Source organism: Vibrio sp. D404a (genome assembly GCF_030248535.1).
In the GTDB taxonomy this organism is placed as follows: Bacteria; Pseudomonadota; Gammaproteobacteria; order Enterobacterales; family Vibrionaceae; genus Vibrio.
On record NZ_JAHGAJ010000007.1, the window covers coordinates 26018 to 47531 of the forward strand.

Below are 21514 nucleotides of genomic sequence, written 5' to 3' on the forward strand. Positions count from 1 at the left end.
GGTCGCTAGTGTTAACAAATAAAATTCTAATCGTTATTGAGCCGCACGAATCGTCTCAAGCTCTTTCATGATGGTCGCGTGAACGCCTTCGCTCCAAGTAGGAAACTGGTTGTAAACGTCTGCCGTCAGTTTGTTAAACTCTTCAGAGTCCACTTCATTGAAGGTCACACCCAGTTCTTCTAGTTTCTGCTTGTACTCTTCATCAAGCTTAACCAGCTCTTGAGTATTAGATTCAACACCCGCTTCTAGCTCTTCGTTAATAATCGCTTGCTGTTCTGGCGTGAACTTATCCCACAAGGTTGGAGAGATGTAGATGCCAACAGAGCCAAGGAAGTGCTTAGTTAGCGACATGTTCTTAGCAACTTCGTAGATCTTAGTTGAGTACATGGTCAAGATAGAGCCTTCTAGACCATCAACAACACCTTGCTGAACACCAGCGTATGTTTCTGGGAAAGGAAGAGAAGCTGGCGCTGCCCCCATAGCAGAGAGTGTACTAATAAACAGTTGGCTTTGTGGTACGCGAATACGCATGCCTGCCATGTCAGAAGAGTTCACGATCTCTTTATTGGTGATCATGTGGCGGAAGCCAAACATATAGTCTGCGTTTAGTACCTTAATGCCCTTCTCTTCAGCTTGCTGCTTAAGACCTGCGACATAGTCAGTATCCATCATCGCTAGGTATTCGTCGTAAGAGTTGTAAAGCATAGGACCTGCAAGTGCTGCAAAATCAGGAACGTAATCACCAAGGTAAGTCAGATCTTCCACAGCAATCCAGTTAGCACCATTTACGACCTGCTCTAGGTTGTCTTTATAAACAGGTAGTTGGCCGCCTGGGAAAACTTTAATGTTAACTGAGCCATCAGTGCGTTCACGAATCTTGTCCGTCACCTTTACTAGCTCTTGCGTTAGAAGCTCATTCTGAGTGAACACCAAGCTCATATTGATATCAATCGGTTCAATCTTCGCTTCTGTTGCTGCTTCATCTGCTTGACCACAACCGACAAGAAGCGCTGCGGCTGTCATTACTGTTCCTATTAGCTTTTTCATTTTGAATCCTTTGTTTTGGATGTGTAACTTGAATTGAGTATAGAAGGCTAAATTTTGGTTGAGTATGCGATTCAATTATTACATTCATATGAACATAAAAATGTTTATTTGAACATTAGTAGAAATATGATCTTGCCCATAAAACGCAACTTTGGCCGCCATATTTTCATATCCATAGTAATGAATCTGTAACAATAGAGAGATAATGTTCACTCAACTTTCAAATGAACAAATAGACATTGACATGATCACAGGCCATCGCGGTGCAGCACTTTTGGCACCAGAAAATACACTAGTGAGTATTGAACGAGCCGCCCAAGCGGGTGCCAAATGGGTAGAGATTGATACCCAGCTAACCGCAGATAAAATCCCAGTCGTTATGCATGACGAAACCGTTGACCGTTGTACCAACGGCACTGGTAAATTGTCTGAACTGGCACTCGAAGAGATTCAGGCGTTAGATGCTGGCAGCTGGTTTGGTAAAGAATTCGAGGGGGTTACGATTCCTACCTTGGAAGAAGCGATGCTCAAGTGTATGGAGCTCGGAGTAACCTTAAACCTTGAATTAAAGGTCTATAACCAGCACACAACACAATCACTGACCGATGAAGTACTCGCGACGGTTGAACGTATCAATTACCCGCTAGATAAGTTGCTGTTTTCAAGCTTCAACCAAGATGTGTTGGCTCAATGCAAAGCACACTATCCTCAAGTAAGACGCGGCTTTATCTGTGATAAGTGGGATCAACACAGCTTAGATAAGCTTTTATGTTTAGAACTTTATAGTATTCATATCGACCACCAGCTACTCGATATTTCTATCGCCAATGAGATAAAAGAATCGGGTATAATCCTAAAGATATGGACGCTCAACGACCCATCGAAAGCGATAGGATTCTATGAGATGGGTGTCGACAACATCATTACCGACATGCCGAACCAATTTTAGTGAAACACTATGGAATTAAACCAGCGCCAAAAGCAGATACTTGCCACTCTTAAATCTAACCAAGATGTTCAAATTGATCATCTCGCTGACCAGTTTGCCGTTACCACACAAACTATTCGACGTGATGTAAACCAACTGTGCGAACAAGGGTTAGCAAGGCGTGTACATGGTGGCGTCAGCCTACCGACCGCACTGACCAACACCAGCTATCGCTTCCGCACTGGCGTTGAATCCGAAGTCAAAGACGGCATCGCAATGGCGGTCGCTAATGCGATACCAGAAGGCTCTACAGTGATGATGGGAATTGGTACGACCGTAACTCGAATCGCTCAATATCTGCTTGCAAAACCCGCTCTACGCGTTATCACTAATAACCTGCAAGTTGCGCGAATTTTAGAAGCTAACGAGCAAATCGAGGTCTATTTAGCAGGCGGTTTACTGCGCCGTGAACACCAAGACATGGTAGGCAGTAGCGTAGTTAGCTTCTTCTCTGATTTTGAAGCAGACATTGGTATTTGCGGTTGCGGCTCTATCACAACGAGCCACTATGCGATGGAGCATGAACAAGTTGAGGCCGATCTTTCCAAAGCCATTCTCAACAACAGCCGTGAATGCTGGCTAGTCGCAGACGCGAGTAAATGGGGGCGTTTTGCAGCCTTAAAAGTCGCTCCCCTAGATAGATTTGATCGTATCTATACCAATAATCGCCAACTCCCAGAAGAGCTAAACGTTCAGCTCATCGACGATACTGTATCTGCTTAATTTCCGCCGATTATCGAGCCAGCCCACTTGCATCGCTACGAAGGAAGTGGGTGTTTTCGACTAGAAAGTCGAGCAAAGTGCTTGCTTGTGGGCTCAGAGCGCGACCTTTCAAAGACTGCACCTTCACACGCGCATTCGACAGAATCTCAAGATTGGTCGGTACGATCTCAATCTCTCCAGATTCCACCTCATCCAACACCGTTAGCTTTGGCATAAAAGTAACGCCCAGCCCTGCTGATACAAAGTTTTTCAATGCGCTCACTGAGTTAGTCTGCAGTTTTGGTGAAAGGCTCACGTGAGACACCTGCTCTGCGTGATGAACGAGCCTTCCCATACCGGTAGAATTGTCGATCAACGCCAGTGGTAAGGATTGTAGATCTTGCAGCGTGACGGGCTGATCTTTGAGAGTCAACACGTGCCCTTTTGGAACAATCAGCTCTAGTGGATGACTGCGCTCGACATGTGTGTGCAATTTAGGATGTGGTGCGGCAGCATAGGTAATCGCAAAATCGATCTGCTGATCTTCAAGTAGCTTAACGGCATCCAGCGCTCCAGCGATTTCGATCGACAGATTGATATCAGGATAGCGCGTCATGAAAGTTTCCATCGGCTTCGATACCAAGTTGGTAATGAACCCTTCTCCGATTGCAATGCTGGCGCTGCCTCCAGTTAGATTCTTCAGCTTAGTCAACTGTGACAGCACAGCCGCCTCACTTCGAATGATATTTCGATAGTGATTGAGCAGCTCATTGCCCGCTTCCGTTAGATAGGACTGACGATTGTTTCTCTCCCAAATTTTCATCTCAACCTGATCTTCAAGTTGTCCGAGCATCCGGCTCATAGCCGCAGGGTCAACATTGAGCATTTTGGCGGCCTTACGTAAAGAGCCATATTTTGACAAGCCGTTAAGATACTCTAACGCGCGTATGTTGAAGTGATGCATGAAAAATCCTTGTAATGCAGCCAACTCTCGAAAATCTAATAGATCGCAAGGGTCTCATAGATCTTGGGCTCTAGGCTCGACAAATTTCCCAATCACGATATCGACGTAGAAATTATGTGCTTTGGGTCACCCCTATCCGCTCTTCATAGTACCGACGAAGAGCCGACGTTTGTTAAGGCGTTTCTCTTGCTATAATTGTTATGATATAACATTGCAACAATAGTAAGCGCCCATCCTAAGAGAAAACGATATAGTGGAAACGATAAAGCGGTGGGCGCCGGAGTATAAGCATCAATTGATACTAGGGACGAGACCATGAATTCTGCAACCACTGAACCGCTTGCTACCAATACCGGAGCCACGGCAAGTAAAACGCCTTCGTTCAGCACAGGTAAACAACCTATGGTGCTTACGGACATATATCAAGACGACTTCAACATGGTAGTTTGGGAGCGCTCGTTGAGTGAAGAACTGATCAATGCCACCAGTGATTTTGTGTCAAATAACCCTGACTTCAGTAAGTCCGTCAACGTCTCATCAGAAAGCGCCTATCAAGAACTTCAGAAATCTTTGGATGACTTACCTCCCTCTCTGGTTCAAAACATTGCGGAACTCGTCGATATGTTTTGCTGCTTGTTCGATTTGAAAGACGCAGGTGTACGCCTTGCCACGTTAAACCGAGCTATGTGCCCACGTTTTCATGTAGACAGAGTTCCATGTCGATTGGTGACGACGTTCCACGGTACCGCAACACAATGGTTGCCTAATCATGTACTTGACCGCTCTAAGCTTGGCCACGGTAGCAATGGGCAACCCGATCATGCCTCAGGTCTGTATCAAGATGAATCGAACATTCAGCAGCTTGGATGTGGTGATGTCGCTTTGCTCAAAGGTGGAGCTTGGATTGGTAACGAAGAGACTGCACTGGTGCACCGTTCACCTATGGTTCCTGAGGGAGAGAACCGTCTGCTGTTAACCTTAGACTTTGGTTAACACTCTCGTTTAACAACCCTCTACGTCGTCCAGACTTAGGACCAAATCAGTATCCAATGAAAAAGCCTAGCTACTTAACACAGTTATTTAGCTAGGCTTTGTTTTATCTTGCTTTTCAATCTAGTTAAGAAGGCGCCCATGCATTAAAGATTGCATCAATAAGCTCGATTCACAGACATCATGATCATGGGTGTCGATGAATCCCGCTACCGCCATTGAGCGCTGGGTATTGAAAGTCATCTGCATACCGAGATTACTCTGCTCAATCGGATAGACATGCCCTTCAAAAATGGTGGCTTCTATTTTTAAGTCTTTAATGGTTCGCGGATCAACCTTATACGGGCTCTTCTCTAGTACAGCAAAGTTGGCATCTTTGCCGATATCAATACTCCCGATTCTGTCCTCCAAACGAGCAGTATACGCGGCATTTATTGTTACTCCCTGTAAAGCTTCTTCAACACTAATACGTTCACTGGCCCCCATCACCGTGGTTCCAGATAATCCAATGCGATTAACGGCAGCCCACACTAACGCAAGCGGCTGGGCTGGTGCCATAGGTGCATCTGAATGAAGTGATAAGATCCCGCCTTTATCGATAAATGAACGACCACGAGACATCTCAGACGCTCGCTCTTCTCCTACCCCATTTTGCGCATAATTCTCTGCCAAAATATGGGTGTAGTATGGGTTAACACTGAAATTCGATCCTTGCTTTACCGCACGAGGAATATCGTCTTTATCTGTGATACCCAAATGATGAAAACCCGTTCTATGGTCTGTACGAGGTTTCTCTTTCGCCAATTTATCAACGATGTCGACAGCGGCTTCAAAACCTAAATCACCGTTAGCATGTACCATGATGGTGTAGTCGTCTTGCCAGTAAGGGCGCATACTGTCTTCCAATTGCTCTGGTGTTTGTAACCACTCCCCTTCATGACCATCTAAATAGCCATCTTTAAGCTGCATCAACTGGCTGTACATGGCTCCATCAGAAAACAGTTTTACGAACTTTGGTAACCATTGAATGTTGCCATGCCCTTGTTGTTGAACCGTTTGAGCTTCAGCTATCTGCTTGCCTTTATTGGCATCGTATCCCGCCATTGAGTAAGTGAAATTGCCCGCTGGAATTAACCAGTATTCCATTGGCATCGCCTCATCCGTAAGAATATTCACCATCTGCTCATAAGTCGCATTGTCGATCACAACGCCCGGATCAATCGCGGTCGTGATACCACCCGAGTGTACATACTGCTTGGTACGTTCAAGGCCCGTTGCGAACATGCCCTCTTTCATCAGAAAACCAAGCACATCTTGCAGCAAGGTCTTCGCTCCGTTTTCATAGGCATGGCCTTTGTCCCAATCCATCTGTTGGTAAGCGTAACCCTCACCACTCCAATCTTGTTCCGTCCAACCGAACATTTCTATCGCAGCAGTATTGAAATAGAGTTCATGGAAGCTGCGGTGCCAAACAATAATTGGTCGCTGTGGTGAGATCTCGTCGAGAGTTGCTCGACTCATATTTTGACCATGAAAATACTGGTGATAGCCCCAAGTCACGAGCGGCTTTCCTTCGTCAAAGCTAGCTTCAACCTCTTTCAAGCGCGTGAAGTAAGCTTCTTCGCTCTGAACTCCTTTAGCTGCACCGTCTGGAAAAAACCAATCAGCTGGCGTGATGAATTCAGTCCCCATCAAAATAGCACTCAACCACATATGGATATGCGGCTCAACGAATCCTGGGGTTAACACTTTGTCGGCGAACTGCTGGTTGATTTGGAAGCCATGTGAGTCTGAGTATCGCGTTTCCAATTCGGCTTGCGGTCCAACATCCAGAATTTTTCCATCTTGAACGACGATGGCATTGGCGCCTTCCGGCGTTTGTTCAGACATAGTGATAAGATCTTTCGCGATATAGAGCGTGACTGGCGCTTCGGGAGCCGAGCTACTCATCTCGCTCGCAATGTGATTTTCAGAGGGGGTACAACCAACCATAACAGCCACGCTTGATGCCAGTAGGGTTAGTTTTAAACCAGAGTACATACGCTTCACCTATAGGTTAGAAAAATGCCTTTCTTCCTTAAGAACCACAAACCACGATCTCTGTGAGCAACGTCCAAATATGGAATCCCTGTCGTCGATAACGGCAAGATACCACCCTATAGTCGTTCTAAATAATGCATAACGCGGGGTAAATCCCATCATTTGGAGTCACTATGTTTTCCTATGAACACCTTGCTTCCTTCTGTGCCACCATCGAACAAGGCAGCTACAGTCAAGCGGCCAAGAAACTGAACAAAGACAGAACAACGGTACGCGAACAAGTGAAAGCTCTGGAAGATAGCTACGCCATTACACTGTTTGAGATTCAAGGTAAAAAAGCCGTTCCTTCTAAAGAGGGGCAAGCACTCTACCAGCAGGCAAGCCTGTTAGTCAGGAACACCGAACTGCTTAACACACGTATGATGGACAGCTATAAAACTACCTATACATCCCTAGATATCTACCATGATATCTTGGTGCCCAATAGCTTGATCCTCCATATCGAGGATTACATGAAGCAGGCGTTCCCCAACATCACCATCAATTGGCTCCATAGAAACCGCCAAGAAATGATCGAAGCGGTATCGAACACAAAACATTCTCTAGCGATTATGCAAAACAGGATGATCAGCAGTGTCGAAAGTGCCTATAGCTATATCCATTTAGGCACGGATAAACTAGCCGTGTACTGTAGGCCCCAACACCCGATTAGTCAGCAAGCATCACTCTGTATCGAAGATCTACAATTGGAAAAACAGTACGTCAGTGAGAACCATATTCATACCCTACCTGCTCTGTTTTCGGTGTCCGTTAACCAACATATTGTTAGCAATAACGATGTGCTTTTAAACCTAGTTCAGCAAGATGGGTGGGCTTTTATTAGTAAAAATCTCGCTTCGCCGCTAGTAGAGAGTGGCGCTCTGGTTGAACTGGAAGTGAGTGAAATATCCAGTTCACTCAAGGTGGGAATCTCGTTTTATTATCCGCTGTCGATGAATGACGCACCTGAACTAGAAGGACTGAAATCGACCTTGAGAGAGTACGCGAAACACCACATGAGCTAATGTGATACATGTAACTACCGAGCTTTATCTCGAGTCATTGAGAAGGCAAAAAATGATGGATTTTACCCATCAAATGCGTTTTTGTTGTTGAGATTTTGTCTGATAAAATCCAGTCAAAACTCAAAGGAGGGGCGCATGAACAAATCTAACTGGTTGTTTTTGATACTCATTGGAGCTTTACTGGTATCTCCGGTCATCTTAGCTCATATCCTGTCTAACTTTACCTCCCTACTCAACGGTCATGTCGAAATTGACCCAATCTCTATTAATCATATCTACGAGCTTCTTTTTGTTAGGGGTTAGCATCACCATTGAAACCTAGTCATGCTCTCCCCATAACGAGTTTATGATGATGAACGAGATGATGATCGCTGAACATGATACAAAGCGCCTCCTTTCGAGAAGCATTGTGTCGGAGTCATAGTACCAATCAGGTTCCCATTAAAATAGCACGCCATAATTGGCTCCGCATTTTTAGGTACTTCGGCGATTGAAGACAAAGAAGTCAGTGCAACGGCAAGTGCGATGAGATATTTCATTTGGCTCTCCTAAGTAATCGAGTTCGATGCAACCTCTGATAAGGTGACACTAAAACCTTAGTACATAGAACTCCGACAAACAAAGAAAATATCATTATTTTACAATGATTTAGATTTACTCAAAATGAGATTTCATTAGATTTATTTACGTTATTCCCGATAATTAACGTAAAAAGCCCCACGCGTTGGTGGGGCTTTACAGCATGCGTTTTCGTTAAGTCATCACGTAAACTGGCTATCTAGTTGATAAATAAACAGAGCCTACAAATCAAATGAGCGTAATAACTCGCAGTGCATCACGCCTTTGTGCTCTTGGTTAACCACAAGACCTCGTACGCGGGCACTTCAATTACTGGATTATCGAAACGTTGTCCAGAGAGAATATCAACACAATCTCGCCCACCTAACACATCACAAATAGAGGCTGGAAGATGTTGAACCGTTTCACTAAAGTTGCATATCGCCAACAGGCTTTCACCGTTTTCATGACTTCGGTAGTAAGCAAACAAGTGTGGACGATAGGTTTCCAAAATTTCCGTTTTCGCCTCTCCAAACACTGGGTTTTGCTTACGCAGCGCTACCATCTGTTTCAGATCTTGGCTGATTCGGTTTTGGTAACTGCCAGATTGTTCAGCAAGTTTAATCGCATCAGCAGTGATAGCGGGACGGTTTACCCAACGAGTATCATCACGTTTAAACTCATCCTCTAGATAAGCGTGGTCGTTCAGAATCCCTAACTCATCGCCTTGGTAGATAAGCGGGATACCACCAATACTGAGGTTGATACTGTTTAATAGACGAATACGTTTGAGAGCAAACTCAATCTCTTGTGAATCGTCGGCTTCAATAGCTTTTTCTAACCCCGCTAGAGATGCCAATGAACCACACACGCGACAATCGCCCGTAGTTGGATTTTCTTGGAATGGCACGCCTTGAGAGAATGAACCTTCAAACTTGCCGGTATAGTACTGGTTCAAGAATCGACGGTGCTCGAAACCATTGATGCCTAACTGTTCGGCAACTGCATCATCAAACGTCCAACCGATATCATCATGGCAACGGATGTAGTTCACCCATGAGCACTCACCTGAGATTTCGAAGCTCTTCTTAAGCGAAGCCGTCAGGAGCTCGGTTTTGCGTGTTGCGAGGCTCTCCCACATCAACGCCATCATTAATGGGTTATACGATAACTGGCATTCATCTTTGTCGATGTATTGTGCCACCTCGTCTGGGTGAACAATCGCCTCAGACTTGAACAGGACCGCTGGTGCCGCGATTTGTAGACAGGAGTTAAAACACTGAATCAGAGTATGTGCTTTTGGCAGGCTTTCACACTGAGTCCACTTCTCTTTCCAGATAAACGCAAGCGCATCTAGGCGTAAGCCCTCACAGCCAATGTTCGCTAGGAATAGCATCTCATCAGTGATTGCATTAAACACCGCTGGGTTCGAATAGTTCAGATCCCATTGGAAGCTGTTGAACGTAGTCCAAACATGCTTTTGAATATCATCTAAATACGTAAAACTGCCACGGCGTACGGTTGGGAAAATCTCACGACAAGTTTGGTTATAGTCGTCGACATCCTGCTGATCAGTGAAGAAGTAATAGAAATCTTCAAACTCAGGGTTACCTTTGCGTGCTTGCTCTGCCCAATGGTGCTCGTCTGAAGTGTGGTTAAACACAAAATCAAGTACTAGGCTGATGCCCTCGTCTGATAGTGCTTCTGCAAGTTGTGCTAGGTCTTTCTCTGTGCCAAGTTTTGGGTCTACCTTGCGGTAGTCCGATACCGCGTAGCCACCGTCACTGTCACCCTCTGGTGCTTTGTATAGTGGCATTAGGTGTAGGTAGTTGATGCCTAATGATTTTAGGTAAGGTATTTTCTGTTGTAGCTTTTTCAAATCGCCAGCAAACAGGTCTACGTACACTGCCATACCAAGCATTTTTTCACTGCGATACCAAGCTGGATTCTTCAATCGCTTTTCGTCTAGGTTCTTCCACTTACGTTTACGGCCAGCAAAGGCTTTAGCAAGCACAACCACCAGCTTTTGTAGGTGCAGGAAAAAGTCATAACGCTCACCGTAGAGATCATGTAATTTGCTGGTAAGTGATGGAAAGTACTGCTCTAGGCGCTCTAGAAATACCTTTTCATCTTTTTTGGTTAGCTTAGGCAGTTCAACGGATGCAAGTACTTGATGCAGCGCCTTTTGAGCTTGTTGTTCAGTTAACATGATTTTTCTCCCATTAGGCTTGCTACTTCAATGCTGGCCAAACTTAGGCTGCCGCTATCGACGCTCAGCGCAATACTTGCGTCTGTGTTTTTTGCATAAACGAGGTTGGTAAAGCTGAACTCACCACCATTGATTAATAGCTCGATGGAGCCTTTATCAATCAGTAATTCAATCTGGAATTTGTTATCGACAGGAAGCTCGACACGGTAGTCGTGTGGGAAGTACTCATCAATGCGCTCTTTGCCGAATTGACCACGACGCACCGAACGCACATCAATGCCCTTTTCCGAGCGTTTAAATTCGAAGAAAACTGGTGTGTCTTGGTACAGGTTTAAGTGTAGAGTTTGCTCAGCTTCAAGCTCACAATGCGCGCTGAACTTCATTGTTTTATGTTGGCTGTAGATGCTTACTGCTTGCTCATCACTTGGCAAGATCTCTTGTGCATCAAGGTTTAACGCCTTGTTAAGCTCTTTGATAAAACGCTGCCCTACTCGCAAGCCTGCTTTGCTTTCAAACAGGAATAACTCACGCGGCATCGCCATAGAGCTGCGGAACGCTTGCGTTGGCAACTCGAGTGAATATTGGTGGTTGCTCATCCAGGTACTTACGATACGTCGACCATCTTGCGGTGGAACATCAGAGAAGGATTGTGTTGCGTAGTAATCACGACCGAAATCTAGCCACAGTACACTCTCTGGGTGATTATGGTTAGTGAAAGTTTCACCATCGAAATCACCAATAAAATATTGAGTGCCTGCACCACCACAATGTGCTCCCTCACCAATGCCGACCACCAGCACCCAACGAGTTACGTCGCTGCCTTCAATTTGCATCTCAAACAGGTCAGGACACTCCCAAGGGCCTTTGCTGTGCGCGCCGTGGCGGTAACCAAACTCACTCACTAATCGCCAGTCTAGTAAGTTGGTTGATCGGTAGAACTCGATATGCTGACCACAAGAGACCACCATCACCCAAGCTTGGCTCTCTTCATGCCAGAGCACTTTAGGATCACGGAAGTCAGGGTTGCCACGAGCTGGGATAATCGGCGCGCCGTCAGCATACTTCGTCCAAGTCATGCCATCTTGGCTGTACGCTAGTGACTGTTGTTGAATAGGGTCTTCAACCTCCGAGCCATCGGCAAGTATTACCTTAGGCTGAATAAACGAGGTATAGAAAGCGAGTAAACCCGGCTGGCCATTCTCAAATAATCCAGAGGTATTATGCCAATCGACAATTGCACTGCCAGAGAAGCACATTCCTGACTCATCAGGAAGTAGTGCTGGCCTATGTTCTTGCCAGTGAATCAGATCTGTACTGGTTTTGTGTCCCCAGTGCATTGGTCCCCAAACAGTGTCATGAGGGTAATATTGGTAAAACTGGTGATACTGGCCGTTGAAGTAGACCAATCCGTTGGGGTCATTCATCCAGCCAGATTCAGGAGTCATATGGAGTGAAGGGCGATATTGTTCGCTCATAAGCCGATACCGATGTTGTTAAAAATATGTCTAGGTTCGAATAGGTGATAAAAAAGGAGCCTACACCTAGGCTCCAAAAAGGACCTGTTGCCGCCAAAGCCAGTCCGAAACTAGAAATACTAAAAAGAGTGGAGTTCCCCCCTTCGCTTGAAGGAGGGATGAAAATTTAGACTAGAAGCTGTAGTTGACGCCTAGGATGAACAGTGGGATGTAACCATCGAACTCGTCACGTTGTGGGCCACTTGTGAAGTCAATCTTCTTGTAGCTTGCTTCACCAAACATGCGCCAGCTCTTTGAAAGTGGGTAGTTAGCAGACACACCTAGCTTAGAGTAGTCTTCCGTCCACGCATGAGCACCTGTTGCATCAACAGTCTTTTCGAATGAACCAAATTCACCCCATAGTGACGCAGACAGCTTACCGAAGTTATGCCAAATACCCGGCTTGATGATCCACTCTGTTTCAGTTTCAGAGTAGCCATCTTTCGCATTCCATTGACCTTCTTGGTAACGGAAGTTCAACCACGCACCTGTGTTGTCATTGATTTTGTAGCCAAAGCCCGGCTCAACTTCCCAGTATGGAAATTCACCCGTACCACGCTTGTACTCAACATGGTAGAGCGCGTAACCGTGCATGCCTAAACGATCGGTCAGCTGGTAAGAACCAAACACTTTACCGCCCGGAGTCGTACGTTGGTCAATACTTTCACCGGCTAACTTCACACCCCAACCGATATTACCTTTTTCATGGTTGTAGCTGCGGTTAACATAGATTTCTTGAATTGAGTTTACGCCTCGGTTGTAGTCAGCATGCTTTAGGTTGCCAGTAAACAGTTCTTCACGACCAGAGTAGAAACCAAAGTCCCAACCCGGTAAGTCATCATGGCGGAAGCTACCTTGCGCGATGGTATATTTCACTTTACCTTCATTCACGCCATCATCACGAATCAAGCGTTCAACTTCTACGTTAGAACCTAGTGTGCCGTGAAATTTACTCTCTTCTTGCTTTGGAACATCCAATGCAGTTAATAGCTCGGCGGTGGAATACTCAGATTTCAACTGCTCAACGGTTTTTGCCAATTCTTGGTCTTGGTTTTCCTTGGTTACGTCCGTTTCTTCAGCGAATGAAACACCAGAAAAAGCGAGAGCTAAGAGAACAGAGGAAGCCACTACTGTTTTTTTCATGATTATTACCTTATTATCACTATGTTACTGTCGCTCCGATGAGGAGCAATTATTGGTACCTGCTACAACAGGCATTAATGTTCACGTTGGCATTGGCTGCAACCGTTGCTAACGCAGTAATCGAAAGCCCGCTCGCCCGCGGGCTTTTTTATTATTCTTATCGTAATTAACTTGCTTGCTGCACTTGAGGTGGCAACGTGATTAGGTCATTAAGCGTATGACCACGCTCGTATGCCTTACCTTTGCTATCAAATAGATGACACTTTTCAGCAGGGATGCGGATGTTCAAACGCTGCCCTACTTCAACATGTACCGTACCCGGAACGCGCACTAGTACCTCTTGTCCGCCGCGCACCAGTGTTGTGTAAAGCAATGATTCCGTTCCAAGACGCTCAAGACCTTCAACGATAACGCCAACGCCTTTCTCATCTAGGTGGATATCTTCGGGACGAATGCCCAATGTCATTAGCGCACCTTGTGTCGCTCCTTGAGCATTCACTTCCGCTTCAAATTTGTAGTCACCGACTTCTACGTGCGCTTTTTCTTCACAAGCAGAAATCAGTGTCGCTGGCAGTAAGTTCATCTTTGGTGAACCAATAAAGCCAGCAACGAACAGAGTTTTCGGGAAGTAGTAAAGATCTAACGGCGAACCGACTTGCTCAATCGCACCATCACGCAGTACCACGATTTTGTCTGCAAGAGTCATCGCTTCAACTTGGTCGTGTGTTACGTAAATCACCGTCGATTTCAATTTCTGATGGTATTCCGCTAATTGAAGACGCATACGAACACGCAGTGACGCGTCTAAGTTCGATAGCGGTTCATCAAGAAGGAAAAGTTTCGGGTTGCGGACAATCGCACGACCAATCGCCACACGCTGACGCTGTCCACCAGAAAGTTGACTTGGCTTCTGCTTCATAAGGTTGGTCAGCTCAAGCATTTCGCCAACATCTTTGACTGCTTTTTTGATTTCGTCTGCACTGAGCTTTTTCGCCAGTTTTAGACCAAATGCGATGTTCTCTTCTACCGTCATATGTGGGTAGAGTGCGTAGGATTGGAAAACCATCCCAATACCACGATCCGTAGGAGACAGGTTATTCACAACCTCGCCGTCTAGACACATTTCGCCTGAAGAAATCTCTTCTAAGCCAGCTACCATGCGCAGCATAGTTGATTTACCACAACCGGATGGGCCAACGAAAACCGTGAACTCACCGTCTTCGATAACTAGGTTGGCGTCTTTGATGATGTGCGCACCATCTGGATAGATTTTGTTGATGTTCTTCAGTTCTAAGCGTGCCATTGTTCTACCTACGTTCTAATTCTTTCGCCTTGTTGGGCGTATTAGGGGCAGGCAAGCTGCCCCTTTCTTATTATGTGTAAAGCTTGTTTTTGCTAGCGGTTAGCTTTACAGGATTGCAGCGAGTTTCATCTCAGCTGTATCCTCGAAGCGCCATGTTGCATGACCAACACGCTCATCAGGGCCGATACCCACAACACGCATGCCTGCTTCTTTCGCTGCGTCTACACCCGCTTCTGCATCTTCAACCACAATGCACTCGTCCGCGTTTACGCCTACTTGCCCTGCTGCGTGAATAAACACATCTGGCGCAGGCTTAGAGCGTTGTACTGACCAGCCATCACCGATGGCATCAAACAACGGCGTTAAGCCAAGACGGTGTAGGATTGGACGCGCGTTTTTACTTGCTGACGCCAGTGCCACCTTAATACCGCGTGCGTTTAGCTCCAGTAGGAACTGTTCGATTCCTGGCAGTACGTCTTTTGCTGAAATCGTGTTTAGCAGGTCAACGTAGTAGTCGTTCTTACGTTTCATTAGATCTGCAAACTTCTCTTCGCTGATCTCACGACCATCTAGGATGATCTTTAGAGACGCTTCGCGAGATACACCACGCAGCTGCTCGTTGATTTCACGGTCGAAGTAGTATCCTTCTTCGTTCGCCATGCGCTGCCACGCTTGGTAGTGCAGTTCAGCGGTATCGGTAATTACACCATCAAGGTCGAAAATAAATGCCTTACACATTGAATACAGCCTCTGTTGATTCGATTACACGTGGCTCACCCGCAACTTCAATGTTAAGTGGTTGGCCGTTAAACTCTGGACGAACAATGCTTACTTGTGTGTTGTCTACCGTTACTTCTAGACGCTCACCTTTCCAGTAGATTGGGAAGTTCACGCTATCCCACTGTTTAGGTAGGTTAGGGTTAATGCGAAGCTCGCCGCCAAGCATACGTACACCGCCGAAGCCGTATACCACACACTGCCACATGCCACCGATAGACGCCGCGTGGATACCGTGATCCGAGCTCTTCATGTTCTGACCGATATCGATAGAAGCCGCTTGTTGGAACAGGTCGTAAGACAGCTCTGGGTTACCCACATCCGAAGCCAGTACCGAGTGAGTTGATAGGCTTAGAGACGAATCGTGTAGCGTTTTCGGCTCGTAGTAGTTCCAGTTAGCAAGCTTAGTTTCTAGGTCAAACTTGTCTTCCTGCTGTAGGAAAAGAACCATGATGTCTGCCTGCTTAGATACCTGCATCTCGTTCACTTGATCTAGGCTGTAGTCTTGGAACAGACCACCAACGAACGGCTGCTCTTTGTACTTAGTTAGGTCAATGATCTCTTTCTGTAGGTAAGTATCGTCCTGCGGGATGATCTTATCTTCCTCACGCGGTTGCGGTAGGTAGATGTCATCTACACGCTCTAGCCACATCTTGCGAGCTTCGACTAGGTTCAGCTTGTCAGACAGCTTAGCCAGTAGCTCTGGGTTAGACGCTTCTAGGTCTTCGTAATAACGAATCGCTAGCTTGATGTTCTCTACTGCCATGTAGTTAGTGAACGCGTTATTGTCGATGTGTTCTTTGTACTCATCAGGACCGATTACGTTACAGATACCCCACATGTTGCGGTCTTCTAGCCACTCTAGGCGGCTTGTCCAGAACGTTGCTGTGTCGAACATGATCTCGTAGCCCATGTCGTCCATGAACTTCTGATCACCCGTGATTTGGTAGTACTGCCATAGTGCGTAAGTGATATCACACGTGATGTGCTGCTCGATAAAGCCAGACCAGATCTTAGTCGACTTACCAGTGATGATGTCTACTGCGCCCCATACTGGCGTTACTTCTTCACCTGTTAGTGCAGATTCCCATGGGAACTGAGCACCGATGTAGCCGTTGTCTGCTGCTTTCTTACGTGCGCCGCCAAGTGTTTTGAAGCGGTACTCAAGTAGGCTGCGTGCAACTTCTGGCATTGTGTAGATGAAGAACGGAAGCATGAATACTTCTGTATCCCAGAATGAGTGACCTTTGTAGCCCTCGCCAGATAGACCTTTCGCACCGATACCGAAGCGAGAGTCGTGCATTGGCGTAAAGATGTTTAGTTGGTACTGAGCGAAACGCGTCGCTAGTTGGTCAAAATCGTTACCACCGATGGTGATGTTCATGTTGTCCCAACGCTTATCCCACTCAACGGCGCTGTCTGCTAGTAGCTCGTCAAAGCTGCGGTCAGCGTTCATTTTCAGGTTAGTTAGCGCGTGGTCACGTAGTGCTTGTAGCTCGTAACCTTCAACGTCGAACTGCTTGTCACGAGACGTGTGTACAACACCGACTTTTTCAGTGCCGAATGTCTCGCCAGCTTTTAGCTCTTGATGGATGTTCAGCCATACTTTACGGCGATCCATCTGTAGACCTGGGTCGATCTCAACTTCTGTACCATTTACGAAGTAACGGTGAGACGTTAGGAATACGAAATCAACTTTGCTTTCTGTTGTGTGTTGTAGAAGCTCAATGAAGCGCTTGTCGTAGATACGCTTCTCACCTTCGTGGAAGTGCTGAGCGCCTGAGTTAGACAGCTGAGCATCAACGCCAGAGCGGATTTCGATTTCCGCATCGCTGTTTACAGCCTTAACGTGAACGTCGAACGCCATCAGGTGAAGGTTTGCTTGAGAGATAAAGCGACGGAAGCGCATCTCAAACGTTTTGCCTTCTGTGTTTGTCCAAGTGAACTCACGCGTCAGTTCACCGTTCTTCACGTTTAGACGACGCGAGTAGTTACTTACTTCGCCAGACTCTAGGTGGAAACGACGGCCATCAATGAACATCTCAATTGAGCTCATATCTGCAGCGTTTGGAAGCTCGGTTACTTCCTCTTCATCAAACTTGTTATAAGTACCTGCGACGAATAGGTTACGCACTTGGCCTACATACTTTTCTTCCGTGGCACTACGTGCACCCATGTAGCCATTACCTAAACTCATCACAACTTCACATTTACCTTGAAGTGCTGAATCAAATGCCGTCTCTTCAACGATCCAGTTTTTTAGTTCGCCTTGACCAGCGGTGTAGTTCATAAACATCTTAAATATCCCCGAGAATTAACCTTTAACAGCGGAAGAAATATCGTTACCAACGAAGTAACGTTGAAATACCATAAATACAATCAGTACTGGGATTGTCGACAGGAATGCGCCTGCCAGAATCAGGTTCCAGTCACCTGCTACGCCATAGGCGTTACGTAAACTTAATAGACCAACAGGAAGCGTGAATGCGTCAGCTGGGCTGTTTATCACCACCAGCGGCCAGAAGAAGTCGTTCCATGCACCTTGGAAACCAAGGATAGTGACCGACAAAATGGCTGGCTTAGCCAGTGGCATAAAGACTTTCCAAAGAATCACGGCTGGGCTCGCGCCATCGACGATTGCGGCTTCTTCAAGTTCTTTAGGAATGTTCTCGAAGAACTGCTTCATAATCAGAACTTGCCCCGATGCCACCACCGCAGTAATCACGGCCCAAGGCGTATTCAATAATCCAATATCTTTGTAGATCAGATAGTTGGAAATAAACGTCACCTGCCCTGGAATCATCATGCTAAACAACATGAAAGCGAATACAGCGCGTGCTCCAGTGAACTTCAATCGAGCTAGGGCGTAACCTGCGGTACAAGCAAAGAACAGCGTTAGAATCACCTTACCAATCGCGATGAAGAACGAGTTGATGGTCCAGCTCATGAATAAGCTCTTACCGGTATCTAAACTTACTGACTCGGTGTAAACACGAACGTAAGACTTAAATACATAACCAATCAAACCCGGCGCAGCGTTATCCCATGCCGCTACTCGACCGCGACGTTCCATCTTGCTTGGTGCTAGCGTGCTATCAATCAGCACCTGACCACGTGGTGCTTCAACAGTCAGAGGAAGCGTCGCAATTTCAGGACCATTACCTTGATAACGAACATTGAACTCCCAAGTCTGGCTCTGGCCTTGCTTTGTAATCTCGTTGCGGCCACGCTTCTCGACATACGTGACATCGTCACTTGAACTCACTAAGCGCGGCTCACTCACCACAGCGTAATCAGAAGCGAAATCTGTCACTGTCGCAGCAGCCATACCCGTACCCGGACGACGACGCGGAACTTCGATGGTAGGAACTTTGAATTCCTTGCCCTCTTCCACCGCGTAAGTCACCGTGAAGTTAACCTCTGCACCCGGAGCAAAACCACCGAACATTGGCGCGTTGTTGCCCTCTTGACCAAGTTGGTATGCAGCACCCCAGTTGCTTGGCTGAACCTGAGCAAAACTGAATTTAAATGGCTGCTCTAGCGGGTCATCTTTCAAACTCGCTAGGAAAGCAACGACGAACGTGCCTAGCATTACGGTTGCAACCAGAATCAGTGCGCTGTATACCCAAGCCACTTTTGCCCAGCGGCGTCGCGCTTGAAACTTTGCGACCTGCTCCATAGTTGCCACAGGAGCTGCATCATCTTTTGACGTCATAGTGTGGCTAGCCATCTGCCTTCTCCTTTATTCCAAAGATTTTCTGCAGATAAACTACTGCCAATGTAATGAATGCCAATACCAATGCCGCCGCGCTCGCCATACCGATTTGTGGCGTGCCACCCGGTGGGAATGCATTGTGGTAAACGTAGTAAGCCAGAGTAATACGTGACTCAAGTGGGGCTGCTGAACCCAGCAGAGCGACTTGGTCAAACATCTGTAGCGTGCCGATGATCGAGAAGGTCACGACAACGAATGTCACTGGTGCCAATTGCGGAATCGTAATGTTCCAGTGTTGTTGCCACTTGTTCGCCCCATCAATGTGCGCTGCTTCGTACAACTCACCAGGAATGCCTTGCAAGCCCGCTAAAAACAGCAGCATGAAGGTCGGAATCGTGGTGTAGATGTTTTGGATCACGATAGCCCAGAGTGTTAATGGCATTGGACCAACATGGTCACGGGTGTTCAGCCAGTTAACCTCTACCACATCTTTGGTCACTTCAATCCAACCCACTGCACTAGCGATAAAGGTAGCGATACCCGCCACAATCACAGAGAGAATGGCCCACGCCGGGTCGAACCAGCCCACAGGCAGTCCCTTGATACGGTCTTTAGTCACTAAAACAAATTGAGTTGCCACCGCTACAAGCACGAAACAACTGATGTGTGGGTAGTGATTCACAACATCTGTAACAAAGCCATTTAGATAACCGTTCTTTTGGTAGAACCAAATGAAGATCAGCGTTACCGCAGCACTGGAAAGAATGCTTGGCAGATAAAAAGCTGTTCTAAAGAAGCTTTTCGCACGAATCTTAGAGTTAACAAGAATTGCTAAGCCCAGTGCTAATACCGTTTGAACACAGGTAACGATAAGGGAGAACCAAATCGTGTTTGCCAAAGACAGTAAAAATAAGTCGTCAGTAAGCAATGCTTTGAAATTCGCTAAACCAACCCATACTGCATCACTAAACAGGTCGTATTCAGTAAAACTGAAGTAAACCGTTCGAACTAATGCATAAAGAAAAAACACCACCAAAGTCAGTACAAATGGCCCAGCTAGGAGCCATCCGTAAACTTGTTGGCGAAGACGTAAAGAGTTCATCGCTCGTCCTACTACTTAGCCGTTAGTGCATCGTATTTAGCTTGAGCCATCTTGAGCGCTTCTTTTTGCGACATTTGACCAAGCAGTACAGAGTTCAAGGCTTCGTTGATTGGAGTCATCCAAGCTGTGCCGTAATCACCAAACGCAAAGGGTTCGACGTTACCTTCTAGAGCACCTTTAAATACTTGTTTCGCCAATTCACTTTCTGCATCTTCAACCTCGAAGAATTTAGCGTCACCGAGAGATTCGCGGCTTGGAAGCGCAAGGCCAGAGTCCAGTACCCACTCCTGCGCCTCTTGGCTAGTTAAGATTTCGACCGCTTTTTGCGTTGCTTCTACATTTTTGCCATCTGCGTTTATGCCCCAAGCAACAGTAAATAGAAGATTGCCACGCTCACCTGTTTTTGGATCGGTTGGCATTAACGTTGTGCCGTAAGGAAGGTTTGGCGCTTTGTCGCGCAGGTATCCACTGATCCAGTTACCTTCAAGCGCAACCGCTGTTTCTTCTGTACCAAAACAACCGCCACCCCAGCCCTGACCTAAGTCTGTTGCCAAAATGCCGACTTCATCTTCAGAAACTAGGCCCGTGTAGAAGTTGAATGCACGCTCGAAGTTCTCATCCAGTACGGTCTTGCCTTCTTCATTGAATGGCTTCCAGCCTGTCGCCAGTGCGAATGGAGCGAAACGTGCGTAATCAGGCATAACACAGATACCGGATACTTCATCGCCTAGTTCATCTTTCACCGCGATCAGCTTTTTACGTAAATCTTCCCAAGAATCGCTGTTTGTTGGGTAATCAACGCCGGCGTCATCGAAAATATCTTTGTTATATTGCAGTGCGATCGTATTGAAATCCTTAGCAATTCCATACTGTTTACCATTTAACGTAAACGCGCTATTTAGACTTGGGATAACAGCAGAGCTAACACTAGCGAGTGATTCGCTGTTTGCTGCTACTTTGCCAGAGTTAACGAGAGTATTCGCAAAAACCACGTCAACGTAGAATGCATCTGGCGCAGTACCTGCCGATAAAGAGTTGGTAATGAACTGAGAGAAGTCGCCTTCTACCGCTTGGTATTTAACGCTTAGTCCTGCTTTTTCAAAGTCGTCAGCCAATACTTCTTTGACCAAGTTATTCAATACAACGACATCGTTACCACCCCAGCCAGCAATCGTAATTTCTGTCTTTTCAGTGGCGGTTGCAGATAGGCTTGCAGCGAGTAGGGATGCTGCCAATATTGTTTTTTTCATGTTGCCCTCAGTTCCTTAATTTCAAAATCTGAGGGTATTATGCAGACTTTACGTAAACGCTTACGTTAATTTGATCACACTTTCGTTTTGGATGACGTAAGGCATGTTCAATTTAGTGATCTCGCTCTAAATAACGCGCGTTTTTAGC

General features: G+C 46.3%; 18 protein-coding genes. 5 read left to right on the forward strand and 13 right to left on the reverse strand.

The window, feature by feature from the left end:
* Nucleotides 1-33: 33 nt before the first annotated feature.
* Nucleotides 34-1047: a C4-dicarboxylate TRAP transporter substrate-binding protein gene (dctP, locus tag KI655_RS04320; RefSeq protein ID WP_285402084.1), complete on the reverse strand. Its 1014-nt coding sequence runs from the start codon at nt 1045-1047 to the stop codon at nt 34-36.
* Nucleotides 1048-1291: 244 nt separating this feature from the next.
* Between dctP and KI655_RS04325 the strand changes: the two genes are divergently transcribed.
* Nucleotides 1292-1996 (forward strand): glycerophosphodiester phosphodiesterase family protein, encoded by a 705-nt coding sequence (locus KI655_RS04325; protein WP_285402466.1) that lies wholly within the window; start codon nt 1292-1294, stop codon nt 1994-1996.
* 9 nt (nt 1997-2005) lie between these two features.
* Entirely contained in the window at nt 2006-2758 is a 753-nt protein-coding gene (locus tag KI655_RS04330) for a DeoR/GlpR family DNA-binding transcription regulator (protein WP_285402085.1), read from the forward strand.
* A gap of 10 nt (nt 2759-2768) precedes the next feature.
* Here KI655_RS04330 and KI655_RS04335 read toward each other — a convergent pair whose 3' ends face one another.
* Nucleotides 2769-3701 carry a LysR family transcriptional regulator gene (locus KI655_RS04335; protein WP_285402087.1) on the reverse strand — a complete coding sequence of 311 codons (933 nt, stop codon included), beginning with the start codon at nt 3699-3701 and terminating at the stop codon, nt 2769-2771.
* A 315-nt stretch (nt 3702-4016) separates the two neighbouring features.
* Between KI655_RS04335 and KI655_RS04340 the strand changes: the two genes are divergently transcribed.
* On the forward strand, nt 4017-4694 hold the full coding sequence (locus KI655_RS04340; protein ID WP_285402089.1) for a DUF1826 domain-containing protein: 678 nt from the start codon (nt 4017-4019) through the stop codon (nt 4692-4694).
* 120 nt (nt 4695-4814) lie between these two features.
* On the opposite strand, the gene KI655_RS04345 is transcribed toward KI655_RS04340, so the two are convergent.
* Nucleotides 4815-6731 (reverse strand): amidohydrolase, encoded by a 1917-nt coding sequence (locus tag KI655_RS04345; protein ID WP_285402090.1) that lies wholly within the window; start codon nt 6729-6731, stop codon nt 4815-4817.
* 173 nt (nt 6732-6904) lie between these two features.
* Here KI655_RS04345 and KI655_RS04350 point away from each other — a divergent pair, with 173 nt between their 5' ends.
* Nucleotides 6905-7795, forward strand: coding sequence for a LysR family transcriptional regulator (locus KI655_RS04350; protein ID WP_285402092.1), 891 nt, complete (start codon nt 6905-6907; stop codon nt 7793-7795).
* Between the two features lie 135 nt (nt 7796-7930).
* Nucleotides 7931-8098 carry a hypothetical protein gene (locus KI655_RS04355; RefSeq protein ID WP_285402094.1) on the forward strand — a complete coding sequence of 56 codons (168 nt, stop codon included), beginning with the start codon at nt 7931-7933 and terminating at the stop codon, nt 8096-8098.
* 41 nt (nt 8099-8139) lie between these two features.
* On the opposite strand, the gene KI655_RS04360 is transcribed toward KI655_RS04355, so the two are convergent.
* The 10 genes from KI655_RS04360 to KI655_RS04405 form a co-directional block, all read right to left on the reverse strand.
* Nucleotides 8140-8334 carry a hypothetical protein gene (locus KI655_RS04360; RefSeq protein WP_285402096.1) on the reverse strand — a complete coding sequence of 65 codons (195 nt, stop codon included), beginning with the start codon at nt 8332-8334 and terminating at the stop codon, nt 8140-8142.
* A 296-nt stretch (nt 8335-8630) separates the two neighbouring features.
* Nucleotides 8631-10562, reverse strand: coding sequence for an alpha-amylase family protein (locus KI655_RS04365; protein ID WP_285402099.1), 1932 nt, complete (start codon nt 10560-10562; stop codon nt 8631-8633).
* Nucleotides 10556-12037 carry a glycoside hydrolase family 32 protein gene (locus KI655_RS04370; protein WP_285402101.1) on the reverse strand — a complete coding sequence of 494 codons (1482 nt, stop codon included), beginning with the start codon at nt 12035-12037 and terminating at the stop codon, nt 10556-10558. Before KI655_RS04370 ends, KI655_RS04365 begins: the two co-directional genes overlap by 7 nt.
* Nucleotides 12038-12208: 171 nt before the next feature.
* Nucleotides 12209-13219 (reverse strand): OmpG porin family protein, encoded by a 1011-nt coding sequence (locus tag KI655_RS04375; protein WP_285402103.1) that lies wholly within the window; start codon nt 13217-13219, stop codon nt 12209-12211.
* Nucleotides 13220-13385: 166 nt separating this feature from the next.
* Complete coding sequence (locus tag KI655_RS04380) at nt 13386-14522, reverse strand: ABC transporter ATP-binding protein (protein ID WP_150871887.1); 1137 nt, start codon at nt 14520-14522, stop codon at nt 13386-13388.
* A gap of 105 nt (nt 14523-14627) precedes the next feature.
* Nucleotides 14628-15260 carry a beta-phosphoglucomutase gene (gene pgmB, locus KI655_RS04385; protein ID WP_285402106.1) on the reverse strand — a complete coding sequence of 211 codons (633 nt, stop codon included), beginning with the start codon at nt 15258-15260 and terminating at the stop codon, nt 14628-14630.
* A complete protein-coding gene (locus KI655_RS04390) occupies nt 15253-17595 on the reverse strand; it encodes a glycoside hydrolase family 65 protein (RefSeq protein WP_285402108.1) in 2343 nt (780 codons plus the stop codon). Before KI655_RS04390 ends, pgmB begins: the two co-directional genes overlap by 8 nt.
* An 18-nt stretch (nt 17596-17613) precedes the next feature.
* Complete coding sequence (locus KI655_RS04395; RefSeq protein ID WP_285402110.1) at nt 17614-19029, reverse strand: carbohydrate ABC transporter permease; 1416 nt, start codon at nt 19027-19029, stop codon at nt 17614-17616.
* Nucleotides 19022-20116: a carbohydrate ABC transporter permease gene (locus KI655_RS04400; protein WP_285402111.1), complete on the reverse strand. Its 1095-nt coding sequence runs from the start codon at nt 20114-20116 to the stop codon at nt 19022-19024. The genes KI655_RS04395 and KI655_RS04400 overlap by 8 nt, the downstream gene beginning before the upstream one ends.
* An 11-nt stretch (nt 20117-20127) precedes the next feature.
* Nucleotides 20128-21366: an extracellular solute-binding protein gene (locus tag KI655_RS04405; protein ID WP_285402113.1), complete on the reverse strand. Its 1239-nt coding sequence runs from the start codon at nt 21364-21366 to the stop codon at nt 20128-20130.
* Between the last annotated feature and the right edge of the window lie 148 nt (nt 21367-21514).